The sequence below is a fragment of the Rhodococcus sp. P4_C10 genome, from assembly GCF_056402135.1.
Map to the genome: position 1 here is coordinate 128,707 of NZ_JBFUHZ010000004.1, position 12,427 is coordinate 141,133.

The window sequence follows — 12,427 nt, forward strand, 5'->3', positions numbered from 1 at the left end:
TGTCGGTACAGCCAGCTACACCATCGATCCGGTAGTCCGCCGGATCGAGACCCGCCCACGCCGCCAATAGCGTTGGTGCCCATGATGACACAAGCCATGCCGACCGCCGCGGCGCGTCCCGTGCCGGGCCCGCCCACCGCCATCCGCCTCGACGGCGTCACCAAGAAGTACGGCGCCGGTGCCGCGGCCGTCACCGCGCTGCGCGGGGTGAGCCTCGCCCTGCCCCGCGGCGCCTTCACCGCGGTCATGGGTCCGTCCGGCTCCGGCAAGAGCACCTTCCTGCACTGCGCGGCCGGCCTCGACCGGCCGACCACCGGGTCGGTGTGGCTCGGCGACACCGACATCTCCCGGCTGAAGCCAAAGGCCCTGACCGTGTTCCGGCGCGATCACGTCGGCTTCGTGTTCCAGGCCTACAACCTGCTGCCCGCACTGTCGGTGGAGCAGAACATCACCCTGCCGCTGCTCCTCGCCGGCCGGGAGGCCGACCACGGCTGGCTCGACTTCGTGGTCGGTGCCGTCGGTCTCGCCGACTTCCGCGGGCGACGACCAGCGGAACTGTCCGGCGGTCAGCAGCAGCGGGTCGCCATCGCCCGCGCGCTGGTGACCCGGCCGGACGCCGTCTTCGCCGACGAGCCGACCGGTGCGCTGGACTCGCGGACCGGCAGGCAGGTACTGGAACTGTTGGGCCGCACCGCCCGCGAACTCGACCAGACCGTGGTGATGGTGACCCACGACCCGGTCGCCGCGTCCCACGCGGACCGGGTGCTCTTCCTCGCCGACGGCGCCTTCGTCGGTCACCTCGACCGCCCGAGCGCGCAGCAGGTCGCCGACCACATGACCCACCTCGGGGAGTGGTGACCGTGCGGAGGTCGTCGGTGACGACGCTGGCCGGGGCGAACATTCGGCGCCATCGCGGCGGGTTCGCCGGCATGTTCGTCGCCGTGTTCTTCGCGGCCCTGCTGGTGACCGGGTTGGGGGTGCTGATCGAGTCCGGGATCCGCGGCGGTGTCGAGCCGCAGCGGTACGCGGGCGCCGACGTCGTCGTCGGCGGCCGGCAGAGCCTCGACGTCAGGGAGGACGTCGACCAGCCGTTCGCGGAACGGGCGCCGCTGGCGGCGGGCACCGCCGCGGACCTGGCCGCGATCCCCGGGGTGGCGCGGGCCGTCGCCGACGTCACGGTCCCGCTGACCTGGTCCGGCCGGCCGGTCGAGGCCCACGGTTGGAGCTCGGCGGCGTTGACGCCGTACGAGATTCGTGACGGTCGGGCGCCGGAGGGCCCGCGCGAGGTCGTCGTCGACGACGCCCAGCCGGCCCGGGTCGGCGACCGGGTTCCGTTGGCGCACGGCGGGATCACCGCCGACTACACGGTGGTCGGTGTCGCGGCGGCCAGCGCGGGAACGAGCCCCGACCGTGCCGCGCACGTCTTCCTCACCGACCAGCGGGCCGCCGCGCTCTCGCCGCACCCCGACCGGGTCGCGGCCGTCGGGGTGACCGGCCGTGACGGCATCTCGGCGGCGGCCCTGGCCGACACGATCCGCCAACACCTGCCCGAGGTGGACGTGTACACCGGGCGGGCACGCGGGGACGCCGAGTTCCTCGACTCCGGCGGCGCACGAACGGAACTGGCGATGATCGGCGCCTCCTTCGCCGGCACCGCGGTGCTGATCGCGATGTTCGTGGTGGCGAGCACCCTGTCGCTGTCCATCCAGCAGCGCCGGCGGGAGTTCGCGCTGCTGCGGGCGGTCGGTGCGACGCCGGGGCAGATCCACCGACTGGTCGGCCGCGAGGTGATGCTGGTCGCGGTCGCCGCCGCCGCGGCGGGCGCCCTCCCCGGGTTCCTGCTCGCCGCGTGGCTGCGGGCGCGGTTCGCCGGCGCGGGAATCCTGCCGGCCGACTTCGCCCTGGCCTTCAGCCCGCTGCCGACGCTCGCGGCGGTGGTGCTCAGCGTCGCGACCGCACGCGTGGCCGCAGCCGTCGCGGCGCGAAGGCCGGCCCGGATCAACCCGGTCGAGGCCCTGCAGGAGGCGTCGGTGACCCCGGCCGGCCTCGGTCGCGGACGGGTGGTCACCGGACTCGCGCTCGCCGCCGCCGGGCTCACCGTCTCGCTGCTGCCCGCAGTGGTGCCGGGCGAGGCGGCCCTGGCCGGCGCCGGGAGTTCGGCTGTGCTGCTGATGATCTCGGTGGCGCTGCTCGGACCGCGGCTGGTCACCGGCGCGATCGCCGTGCTCGGCGGTCCGCTGCGCCGTTCGGGCTCGCCGGCCCTGTTCCTGGCGGCCGCGAACACCCGCGGCAATGCCCGGCGCCTCGCCTCCGCGATCACCCCGCTCGCCCTGGCGATCGCGATCGGGTCTGTGCAGATCTTCGTCCAGAGCACGGTGGCGGCGGAGGCCGGCGTCCAGTCGAGGGAGGGCGTCACCGCGGACCTCATGGTCACCGGCGGGGCCGCCGGCCTGTCGCCCGACTCCGTCGACGCGATCGCCCGGACACCCGGGGTGCGGGCGGCGAATCCGGTGGCCCGCAGCCAGGCGTACTTCACCCGCCAGGAGGGCGACACCGCCAGCACCCTGCCGTACGCGGTGCAGGGCGTCGACCCGGCGTCGACTCCGTCGACGATGGACCTCGAGGTGGTCAGCGGTGACATCGCGGCCCTCACGGGCCCGGACACGGTGGCGCTGAGCGTGGATGCCGCGCAGTCGGCGGGCGCGCGGGTGGGCGACGCGGTTCCGCTGCGCCTCGGCGACGGCACCCCGATCGCGCCGACGCTGGTCGCCACCTACGGGCGCGGCCTCGGCTTCGGCGACGTCACGCTGCCGAACGAGACGGTCCGCGCCCACACCACCGACGGCCTCGACGACTACGTGCTCGTCCGCACCGAAGCGGGCCGGCAGTCCGAGGCGGACGCGGCGCTGACCGCGGCGGGATTCGTCACCACCGACCGGGACGGGCTGGGCGCCGCCGGTGCGGCCGAGCGCGACGCGCAGTCCTGGACCAGCCTGATCGCGCTGTCGGTGCTGCTGGCGTACCTGGCGGTCGCGGTGGTCAACACGCTGGTCATGGCGACGGCCGAACGCGGCCGCGAGTTCGCGCTGCTGCGCATGGTCGGGTCGAGCCGGCGGCAGGTGCGGGCGATGATGCGCACCGAGGCCGTGATGGTGACCGCGATCGCGTCGGTGGTCGGCACCGCGATCGCGGTGCCGCCGCTGGTCGGCGTCAGCATCGGGGTGTCGGGGCAGCCGGTGCCGGCGGTCTCCCCCGCCGTCTACGCCGCCATCGTCGGCATCACCGTCCTGCTGGGGCTGGTCGCAATCGCGGTCCCGACCCGCACAGCGCTGCGCCGGCACGGCTGAGCCAGGGTCTGTGCGGCTGTAGCAGGCGAGGTCGGTGCGGTTCCGCGGCCCGCACCGACCTAGGCTCCGACCATGACCTCCTTCGACGACTCCGTCATCGCCGCCGTCACCGGCCACATGAACGGCGACCACACCGCCGACAACCTGCTCATCGTGCGCGCCTTCGGCGAGCCGTCCGCGACCGCGGCCCGGATGACCGGACTGGACACCGAGGCCGGCGAGTGGGCGGCCGAGGTGGACGGCGTCGAGACCACGGTGCGGGTGCCGTGGCTGGGTCCGGTCACCGATCGCGGCTCGATCCGCACGGAGGTGGTCGCGCTCTACCAGGCGGCGTGCGAACGGCTCGGCGTGCAGCCCGATACGCACTGACGAAAAGTCGGTCGCGCGGCCGCGGCGGGACCGCTAGCGTCGGGTCATGTCTCCCCCGTCCTGAAGGAACCCCGACATGACTGCGACGACGGCCACCGCCGCCCGCCGATTCGGTCCGCTGGCCCTGATCAACCTGGCGACGCTGCTGTCGGCGACCGGCAACGGCATCACCATCGTCGCGTTGCCGTGGCTGGTGCTCGAGCGCACCGGCCGGGCCACCGACGCCGCGATCGTCGCGGGCGCGGCCACCCTGCCGCTGCTGCTGTCGAGCCTGTTCTCCGGGACCGTGGTGGACCGGTTCGGCCGCCGTCGCACCTCGCTGGTCTCCGACTTCCTGTCCGCGGTCTCGGTGTCGCTGATCCCGCTGATGGCGGCGACCGCGGGCCTGTCGGTGCCGGTGCTCGCGGCCCTGGCAGCGCTCGGCGCGACCTTCGACCCGGCCGGCATCGCGGCCCGCGAGTCCATGCTCCCCGCCGCGACCAAGGAGGCCCGCTGGTCGCTGGACCGGGCGAACAGCCTGTACGAGGCGAACTACAACGTCGCGTACCTGATCGGCCCCGGCGTGGGCGGCGTGCTGATCGCGACGGTCGGCGCCGTGAACACCCTGTGGGTGACCGCGGCCTGCTTCCTCGCGTCGATCGTCACCATCGCGTTCCTGCGCCTCGACGGCGCCGGGAAGCCCGACCGCGAGACCCGGCCGGAGTCGATGTGGACCGGGACCCTCGACGGGCTGAAGTTCGTCTGGCACAACAGGTTGCTACGCACCCTCGCCGTGGTCGACATGGCCGTCGTCGCGCTGTACATGCCGGTCGAGAGCGTGCTGTTCCCCGCGTACTTCACCGAACTCGACCAACCCGCCCAACTCGGCTGGGTGCTGATGGCGATGGCCGTCGGCGGCGTGATCGGCGCACTCGCCTACGGAGCGCTCGCCGCGCACGTCCGCCGGCGCACGCTGATGCTGCTGGCCGTCACCGCGCTGGGACTGTGCATGGTCGGCATGGCGTTCCTGCCCCCGTTGTGGGTGCTGCTCACCCTGGCGCTGATGGTCGGGCTGGTGTTCGGCCCCGTCGGGCCGATCGCGAACTACGCCATGCAGACCCGCAGCCCCGAGCACATGCGCGGCCGGGTGGTCGGCGTGATGACCTCGACGGCGTACGCGGCCGGACCGCTCGGCTACCTGCTGGCGGGCCCGCTGATCGACTCGGTCGGCATCCGCACCACGTTCTTCGTGCTCGCCGTCCCGGTGGTGGGGATCGCGGCGGTCTGCTTCGGCCTGCCCGCGCTGCGCGAACTCGACGCGAAGGTCGTCGAATCCGAGGTGGCCCATTCGTACCGAGAGTGAGGCGCCGGCGTCCGGCCGCGGCCGACGGGTTCGGGTCAGCGGCTGACGACCAGCAGGAACCCGCCGCCGCCCGGCTCGATCTTCGTCTCGAGCGTCAGCTCCGGCGCCAGCCGCGAGAGCCGGTCGAGCAGCCAGTCGGAGGCGTCCTGCGCGTCGGACTTCGAGGGGCAGCGGGCCACGGCCACCCGACCCGGCTTGCGGGTGAGCTGCTCGACCACGCCGATGATCGGCGCCGGATCGATCACGAACAACGCGTCCGACCAGGGCACCACGGGCTTCACCGCGCCCTTCTTGGTGTTGCAGGCGCGATGCGCCAGGCGCTCCGGGCCGCCCTTGCCCTTCTTTGCCGTGTTGATGCTGTCGATGCTCGGGCCCCGTGGGTCGTTGACCGACATGTCCGGATCCACCGGCTCGTCACACAACCAGCAGCGCCACGACTCGCGTTCGCCGACCTCGTCCATCTTGCTCATGTGTACGACGCTACTTCACCTGGCGAGCGGCGACCCCGTCCGGCGAGGTCAGCGGAACGCCATCACCCGCTCGCCCCACGCCTCGCGCAGCCCCCGGTCCGGATCACTGGCCAGGGTGTCGGTCTTGTCGATCAGCAGGGTGGCCCGGTCCTCCTCGCGGTAGGGCGCCCAGTGCTTGGAGGCGTCCAGCGCCGCCGGCACGCCGTACCGCGCGAACGCCAGCCACCGCCGCTGCACCCGCCCGGACACCTCCAGCGCGACCTTCCGTCCGCCCAGCCAGAACGTCGGGTCCGGGGCGAAGGCGCCGAACGTGCCGAACACGTACGGCAATTCGGTCGCGTGAGTGGCGCCGACCCGTGCGGCGCGGAGCATCGGGGTGGCCTGGTCGAAGCGGTACACCCAGGTCGGCGAGTGCCGGCTGTGCGCGTCCGCGATCCACAGGCACGGCATCCGGAAGGCCGCGTCCCGCGAGACCGCCAGCACACCACTGGTTTTCGACCAGTCCGGGTATGCCGAGATGATGTCGGCCACCCGGATCGCGGGCAGGTTCGGATGGTCCGCGGCGATCGCGGTGAACATCTGGTTCACCGCGTCCGAGGTCACCGGCATGATCGGTGACCGGGACAGACGGAACAACGACGCCTCGTCCTTGTTGGTGCCGATGATCAGCGGGATCCGGTGCGCGAATCCCTTCCGGAAGGCCGAAACCGGGTACCGCGGCACCAGGTCTCCGTCGACCACCGGTGCCATCGCCAGGGTGCCCGGGACCGAGGTCGAGACCGTGCCGAGCAGCTTGTCCCCCGCCGCGATCAGGTCCTCGACCGGCAGCTCGAAGAGCCGGTCGGCGTCCGCCGCGTCCACCCCGACCAGTTCCAGGTACCGGGCCGCGACGCTCGCCGCCCGGTCCGCGCCGTACACCGACGTGGCCGGCGAGCTCTGCGCGATCGCGCGATGGAAGAGCCCCTCGGCCCGCGGCGAGGTCATCAGCGTGGTGACCGAACCGGCGCCCGAGGACTCCCCGAACAGCGTCACGTTCCCGGGGTCCCCACCGAACGAGGCGATGCAGTCACGCACCCACTCGAGCGCCACCACCTGGTCGCGCAGCCCGACGTTGGTCTCGAAGTGGCGGTCGCCGTCGGAGAAGGAGGACAGATCGAGGAAGCCGAGCACCCCGAGCCGGTAGTTGAGCGTGACCACCACCAGGTCGCCGAGTTCGGCGAGTCGACGACCGTCGTAGAGCCGCTGCGAGGAAGCACCGACGCAGTAGGCACCGCCGTGGATCCACACCATCACCGGCCTCGGTGTGCCGTCCGGGCGCGGCGCCCACACGTTGACCGACAGGCAGTCCTCGTCGGCTCCGATACCCGGCTCCATCGGGACCTGGATCGCCCGGGCCTGCGGCGCGGTCGGACCGAACTCCCGGCAGTCCCGCTCGCCCTCCCAGGGCTCGGGCGCCAGTGCCTCCCGGAATCGCCTCGCCGCGCCGGCCGACGCGTACGGGATGCCCTTCCAGCTGTAGACCCCGCCGTCGACGTAGCCGCGGACGTCGCCGTCCCGGGTCCGGACGGTCAACGTCTGCTCGCCTGTCGCGCTCGTGTCCAGCTCGGTCCGCACGGCCGCCTCCTGGTGGCTGGGGAAGTTTTCTGGTCCTTCGCCTGGCTCCACTGTCGATCCTCCGCCAACGTACCAAGGCGGGGTGACATCTCGGTTGCACCGACATTCCCGTCACGCCGCCGACCAGCGGAAACCCTCCCCAGCCGACGCCGTCCTCCCGCTGGGCGAGACTCCCCTCACAGTCCCGGCCGCCGACAGCGTGAAATGACTCCCATGTCATCTCGCGCAGCGTTCAGTCCAGGCGCCATGCTCGTCGGCCGCCGCGCCGTCGTGACCGGCGGCGCGGCCGGCATCGGCGCGGCCGTGGCCCGGTCGTTCGCCGCCCACGGGGCGCACGTGCTGGTCGCCGACGTCGACCCCGTCCGCGACCTCGATTTCGACGCCGCTGCCGGCGGTTCGCTCGTGTCGGTGCGCTGCGACGTGCGGGACGAGTCGGCGCACGGCCCGCTGGTCGCGCACCGCCCCGACATCCTCGTCAACAACGTCGGGCACTACCTGCGCGCGCCCCACCCGTTCGCGGCGACCAGCCCCGACCTGTGGCACGACCTGCACGAGGTGAACCTCGGCCACGCCCTGCGGCTGACCCACGCGGTGCTGCCGGGGATGACCGACCGCGGCGGCGGGTCGATCGTCAACCTCACCACCGTCGAGGCGCACCGGGCGATGCCCGGGCACACCGTGTACTCCGCCTACAAGTCCGCGCTCATGCAGTTCACCAGGTCGCTCTCCGCCGAGGTCGGGCCGGCCGGGATCCGCGTCAACGCCGTCGCGCCGGACCTGATCGAGTCGGTGCAGGTGCCCTACGACGAACTGGTACCGACCGAGCAGCGCGCGCTGTGGCCGAACTGGTCGCCGCTCGGCGGCCCCGGCCAACCCGAGGACGTGGCCGGCGCGGCCCTGTTCCTCGCCTCCGACCTGTCCCGGTTCGTCACCGGCAGCACGATCCACGTCGACGGCGGCACCCACGCCTCCGGCGGCTGGGTGCCCCGTGCCGCCGGCGGCTGGACCAACCGCCCCCTCAACCCGTGAACCACCTCGGAAGGACTGTCGTGCCCACGCTCAGCCTGAACGTCCCGAACTTCGGGAACCTGCTCGCCACCGACGATTTCGAGCACCTGCTGGCGGTGTGCCGCGCGGCCGACGCCGCGGGCGTGGACCGCCTGCTGGTCACGGACCACGTGGTGATGGGCCCGGACACCAGCGCCTACTCGTGGGGTCCCTTCCCGACCGACCCGGACGCCGCGTGGCTCGAGCCGATGACCGTGCTCGCCCTCGTGGCCGGCCAGACCAGCCGGATCCGGCTCGGCACCGGCATCGTCATCGCGGCCCTGCGGGGTGGTGCGATGCTGGCGAAGACGGCCGCCACCCTGGACCTGTTGTCCGGCGGTCGCCTCGACCTCGGTGTCGGGACCGGCTGGCAGGCAAAGGAGTACGAGGCCGCGGGGCTCGACTTCGCCAAGCGTGGTCCGCTCCTCGACGACACCCTCGCCGTCTGCCGCGCGCTGTGGGACGGCGCACCGGCGGCGGTCGACCGCCCGGGCATCTCGTTCTCCGAGGCCTACTGCTCGCCGCGCCCCGCCGTCGGCCGGCGCATCCCGGTCTGGGTGTCCGGCACCCTGTCGAAGCCGGTGGTGCGCCGGCTCACCACCTGGGGCGACGGCTGGATTCCCATCATGGGCGCCACCAACGACGACCTCGCCGCCGGAATCGGTTTGCTGCACGACGCCTTCACCGCGGCCGGTCGGGACCCTGAGGAACTGCAGGTGCGTGGGCGCCTGACCGTCGAGCGGAGCCCGGACGGCGGCATCGACCTGCCGTCGACGATCGCGAACGCCGCGGCGCAGATCGCTCTCGGCGTCACCGACGTGGTGGTCGCGCTGCAGGCCCTGGACGCCGACCCCGACGCCGCCGTCGCCGTGCTGCCGGACCTGGTCGCCGCGTTCCGGGCGGAGTTCGGGTAGGCCCGGTTCCCGGTGCTGCTGGACCGGACCCGGCGCGCGGCCGGCGGTCTGTACGGTGCACTGCCGCCGGGCTCGCCGCTGTGGCGGGCGGTGAAGCAGTTCGAGGCCCACCGGTAGCCGGACCTACGATGGCGGCCATGGGTGTTTCTCGAGCCGGATGGGTACTGGCGGCGCTGGCCGCATCGATGCTGGTGTCGGCATGCGGCGACGACTCCGGCGGAGATCCTCCGATCCCGATCCCTCCCACCACCACCGACACCGGCCCGACCACCACGTCGGCTGCCCCGCGTTCGACCACGACGGTGGTCCCGACCACCAGTCCCGTTGCGGCGCAGGTCGCGGACTACGCGGGCGAACAGACCGGGACGTACTACTTCACCAGCCCGTCGACCAAGTTCGAGTGCGCGATCATCACCGCGGCCACCCCGGTCGCCGGCTGCCACGGCACCTTCCCCGCCGACGCGCCGCACGTGGGCCGTCTCGGCGCGGGCGGAACCCCGCTCGCGCCCAACGCCGTCCGGGTGACCTCAGACCGCGCCGGCGAATTCGTGCACCTCGGCGATCCCGCCTTCCATCGGTTCGACGGCCCCGCCCGTGTCCTCCCCTACGGCAGCACCCTGAAGATCCAGGGGTTCACCTGCTCGGTGGACGAGCGCACCGGTGTCACGTGTGAGCGTCAGGACCATGGATTCACCGTGTCCGACAGCGCGTTCCGGCTCTGGTAGGTCACCCGCGCGGATGGGCCGCCGTGCGGCGCGTCAGGCGTAGAGGCCGTCGATGTCGTCGGCGAACCGCTCGGACACGACGTTGCGCTTGATCTTCAGGGTCGCGGTGAGGTCGCCGTCTTCCTCGGTGAGGTCGCGGGGTAGCACGACGAACTTCTTGATCGCCTCCGTGTGCGAGACAGTGGAATTGGCGTCGTCGACGACCCTCTGCAGGTCTGCGAGAAGTTCCGGGTCCCGCCGCAGGTCGGAGAGGCTCTCGCCGTCCGCCTTCCCGTGCGCGGAACGCCAGCGGCCGAACTCCTCCGGGTCCACCGTGATCAGCGCACCGATGAACGGACGGGCGTCGCCCACCACCACGGCCTGCGAGACCAGGGCGTGCGAGCGCATCCGGTCCTCGAGCGGCCCGGGCGAGACGTTCTTGCCGCCGGCCGTGACCAGCAGGTCCTTCTTCCGTCCGGTGATGGTGAGGAAGCCGTCGTCGTCGAGCTCGCCCAGGTCGCCGGTGCGGAGCCAGTCGCCGTCGAATGCGTCGGCGGTCGCCAGCTCGTTGCGCCAGTAGCCGCCGAACACGACGCCGCCGGCCAGTTCGATCTCGCCGTCGGCCGCGATCCGGACGCTGTTGCCGCCCATCGGTTGTCCGACGCTGCCGATCTTCTGGGCACCCGGCACGTTGACGCAGTGGGCGGCCGTGGTCTCGGTCAGCCCGTAGCCCTCGAAGATCGGTACCCCGATGCCGCGGTAGAAGTGCCCGAGGCGCGGCATCAGGGCGCCGCCGCCGGAGATCGCCCACCAGCACTCGCCGCCGAGCACCGCGCGGAGCTTGGCGTAGACGAGGCGGTCCGCGACCAGGTGCTTGAGCCGCAGCAGAAGCGAGGGGCCGCCCTGGTCGAGCGCCTCGCTGTACTCCACCGCGGTGGACTCCGCGAACGCGAACACCGCCTTCTTCACGGCGCCGCCGTCGGCCGCGGACTGCGCGGCGGCGTCGCGCACCTTCTCGAACACGCGGGGCACGCCGAGAATCGTGTGCGGACGGAACCGGGCGAACTGGCCGACGATCGTCCCGAAGTTCGACCAGTGTGCCTGCGCCCCACCCGCCTCGAACATTGCCAGCGACACCGCGCGGGCCAGCACGTGGGCGAGAGGAAGGAAGGTGAGCATCCGGTTGCCCGGCTTCGCCACCTCGCCGACGGAGGCGGAGAGGATGCCCCGCACCTCGGACAGGAAGTTCCGGTGCGTCAGGACGCAGCCCTTGGGCCTGCCCGTGGTGCCCGAGGTGTACACCAGCGACGCCAGGTCGTCGGCGCGGATTGCGTCGACACGGCGATGAACCTCGTCGTCGTCGACGGCATGTCCGGCTGCTACCAATGCCTCGACCGCGCCGTCCTCGATCTGCAGCAGTCGCACGGCCGGAGCGTCGAAAGAGACTGCGTGCGCCGCAGTCTCGACGATCGCGACCGTCGCGCCGGAATCCTCGACGATCCAGGAGATCTGCTCCGGCGAGGACGAGTCGTAGATCGGCACCGAGGCCGCGCCGGCCGCCCAGATGGCGAAGTCGAACAGCGTCCACTCGAACCGGGTCGCGGACAGCAGCAGCACCCGGTCGCCGGGCTCGACGCCGTACGCGATCAGGCCCTTGGCCACCCCCGTGACCAGTCGCTCGAACTCCGCGGCGGTGACGTCCGCCCACTGCTCGCCGACCGGTCGGGAGAACAGGACCAGCTCAGGGTCCCTGCCGGCGTGGGCGAAGACCGTGCGGACGATGGCATCGTCGTCGGCGATGGTGAAGGTGGCGTTGGACTTGTACTCACGCACTGGTGTCATCTCCGACGGTCTCGGGTGGTGTGGACGGGGTAGGACTTGCCGTGGGCGAGCCGAGGCGGAACCGGTGGAGCATGCGGGCGAACTCTGCAGTCTCGTCATCCGACCACGAGCGGGTGCGCTCGTCGACCTCGGCGCGCCGGAGACGGTCGGCCTCCGCGAGGACGCTCGCGCCGGCATCGGTGACGCACAGCGGGTGTCCGTTGCGGATCGGACCTGACTCGGAACGGACCCAGCCGGACTCCACGCACACCCTGACCTGGCGCGAGACGGTCGAACGGTGGACACCGAAGGCGTCGGCGATCTCGGTGGCGCGGCAGCCGGAATTGCGGGCGATGTATGCGAGCACCGAATGTTGCGCGAAGGTCGGAGTCCCCTCGTCGGGACGGTCTCCGGTCATCAGTTGCCGGACCAGCTGAACGAGCTCTTCGTGTACGGCGGCGACAGCGCCGGCCGGTTCGTGTTGCACTACGCAACTATAACGCCACCGGAACCGTTCGTATCCGTGCGTACCGTCACAGTCGTCGCGCCCGGTCGGCCGGGTGTGCACCCGCCGGGACGAACCCCGGGAAGGGCCGCCGACAGCCCGCATCCGGCCCCGGAAACGCGAAATGCCCCGCACCACAACCCCCCGAAAGGAGTCGTGATGCGAGGCATTCGCAAAATATGTACGGCGGTGACCTACTCTCCCACACCCTGTCGAGTGCAGTACCATCGGCGCTGGAGGGCTTAGCTTCCGGGTTCGGAATGGGACCGGGCGTTTCCCCTCCGCTATGGCCGC

11 protein-coding genes and 1 rRNA gene are annotated in these 12,427 nt (G+C 72.2%); 7 read left to right on the forward strand and 5 right to left on the reverse strand.

Features of this window, described 5'->3' with window-relative positions; all coding sequences use genetic code 11:
- Positions 1 to 81: 81 nt before the first annotated feature.
- From AC1DWC_RS03440 to AC1DWC_RS03455, 4 genes are all read left to right on the forward strand, one after another.
- The gene (locus AC1DWC_RS03440) at positions 82 to 858 is read left to right on the forward strand and encodes an ABC transporter ATP-binding protein (protein ID WP_477906175.1); all 777 of its coding nucleotides are present in this window, start codon (positions 82 to 84) and stop codon (positions 856 to 858) included.
- Positions 855 to 3,347 carry an FtsX-like permease family protein gene (locus AC1DWC_RS03445; RefSeq protein WP_477906176.1) on the forward strand — a complete coding sequence of 831 codons (2,493 nt, stop codon included), beginning with the start codon at positions 855 to 857 and terminating at the stop codon, positions 3,345 to 3,347. Before AC1DWC_RS03440 ends, AC1DWC_RS03445 begins: the two co-directional genes overlap by 4 nt.
- A 72-nt stretch (positions 3,348 to 3,419) precedes the next feature.
- The gene (locus AC1DWC_RS03450; RefSeq protein ID WP_477906177.1) at positions 3,420 to 3,716 is read left to right on the forward strand and encodes a DUF2470 domain-containing protein; all 297 of its coding nucleotides are present in this window, start codon (positions 3,420 to 3,422) and stop codon (positions 3,714 to 3,716) included.
- Positions 3,717 to 3,792: 76 nt separating this feature from the next.
- Entirely contained in the window at positions 3,793 to 5,058 is a 1,266-nt protein-coding gene (locus AC1DWC_RS03455; protein ID WP_477906178.1) for an MFS transporter, read from the forward strand.
- Positions 5,059 to 5,093: 35 nt separating this feature from the next.
- Here the strand turns inward: AC1DWC_RS03455 and AC1DWC_RS03460 are convergent, their stop codons facing one another.
- On the reverse strand, positions 5,094 to 5,528 hold the full coding sequence (locus tag AC1DWC_RS03460; protein ID WP_072845769.1) for a hypothetical protein: 435 nt from the start codon (positions 5,526 to 5,528) through the stop codon (positions 5,094 to 5,096).
- Between the two features lie 48 nt (positions 5,529 to 5,576).
- Positions 5,577 to 7,130: a carboxylesterase/lipase family protein gene (locus AC1DWC_RS03465; protein ID WP_477842596.1), complete on the reverse strand. Its 1,554-nt coding sequence runs from the start codon at positions 7,128 to 7,130 to the stop codon at positions 5,577 to 5,579.
- A gap of 225 nt (positions 7,131 to 7,355) precedes the next feature.
- On the opposite strand from AC1DWC_RS03465, the gene AC1DWC_RS03470 reads away from it, so the two are divergent.
- From AC1DWC_RS03470 to AC1DWC_RS03480, 3 genes are all read left to right on the forward strand, one after another.
- Positions 7,356 to 8,171, forward strand: coding sequence for an SDR family NAD(P)-dependent oxidoreductase (locus AC1DWC_RS03470; protein ID WP_477906179.1), 816 nt, complete (start codon positions 7,356 to 7,358; stop codon positions 8,169 to 8,171).
- A 20-nt stretch (positions 8,172 to 8,191) separates the two neighbouring features.
- The gene (locus tag AC1DWC_RS03475) at positions 8,192 to 9,103 is read left to right on the forward strand and encodes a TIGR03619 family F420-dependent LLM class oxidoreductase (protein ID WP_477906180.1); all 912 of its coding nucleotides are present in this window, start codon (positions 8,192 to 8,194) and stop codon (positions 9,101 to 9,103) included.
- Positions 9,104 to 9,240: 137 nt separating this feature from the next.
- The gene (locus AC1DWC_RS03480) at positions 9,241 to 9,828 is read left to right on the forward strand and encodes a hypothetical protein (RefSeq protein ID WP_477906181.1); all 588 of its coding nucleotides are present in this window, start codon (positions 9,241 to 9,243) and stop codon (positions 9,826 to 9,828) included.
- A 33-nt stretch (positions 9,829 to 9,861) separates the two neighbouring features.
- Here the strand turns inward: AC1DWC_RS03480 and AC1DWC_RS03485 are convergent, their stop codons facing one another.
- The 3 genes from AC1DWC_RS03485 to rrf form a co-directional block, all read right to left on the reverse strand.
- Positions 9,862 to 11,640 carry an AMP-dependent synthetase/ligase gene (locus tag AC1DWC_RS03485; RefSeq protein ID WP_477906185.1) on the reverse strand — a complete coding sequence of 593 codons (1,779 nt, stop codon included), beginning with the start codon at positions 11,638 to 11,640 and terminating at the stop codon, positions 9,862 to 9,864.
- Positions 11,633 to 12,115: a MarR family winged helix-turn-helix transcriptional regulator gene (locus AC1DWC_RS03490; protein ID WP_477906182.1), complete on the reverse strand. Its 483-nt coding sequence runs from the start codon at positions 12,113 to 12,115 to the stop codon at positions 11,633 to 11,635. Before AC1DWC_RS03490 ends, AC1DWC_RS03485 begins: the two co-directional genes overlap by 8 nt.
- Positions 12,116 to 12,314: 199 nt before the next feature.
- Positions 12,315 to 12,427: ribosomal RNA gene (gene rrf, locus AC1DWC_RS03495) — 5S ribosomal RNA — on the reverse strand; the annotation flags it as partial.

What these genes read in the sequence shown, in the direction of transcription:
- AC1DWC_RS03455 (WP_477906178.1), top strand. Translation starts at nt 3,793, where the DNA reads ATGACTGCGACGACGGCCACCGCCGCCCGCCGATTCGGTCCGCTGGCC.
- AC1DWC_RS03450 (WP_477906177.1), top strand. Translation starts at nt 3,420, where the DNA reads ATGACCTCCTTCGACGACTCCGTCATCGCCGCCGTCACCGGCCACATG.
- AC1DWC_RS03460 (WP_072845769.1), bottom strand. Translation starts at nt 5,528, where the DNA reads ATGAGCAAGATGGACGAGGTCGGCGAACGCGAGTCGTGGCGCTGCTGG.
- AC1DWC_RS03470 (WP_477906179.1), top strand. Translation starts at nt 7,356, where the DNA reads ATGTCATCTCGCGCAGCGTTCAGTCCAGGCGCCATGCTCGTCGGCCGC.
- AC1DWC_RS03440 (WP_477906175.1), top strand. Translation starts at nt 82, where the DNA reads ATGATGACACAAGCCATGCCGACCGCCGCGGCGCGTCCCGTGCCGGGC.
- AC1DWC_RS03480 (WP_477906181.1), top strand. Translation starts at nt 9,241, where the DNA reads ATGGGTGTTTCTCGAGCCGGATGGGTACTGGCGGCGCTGGCCGCATCG.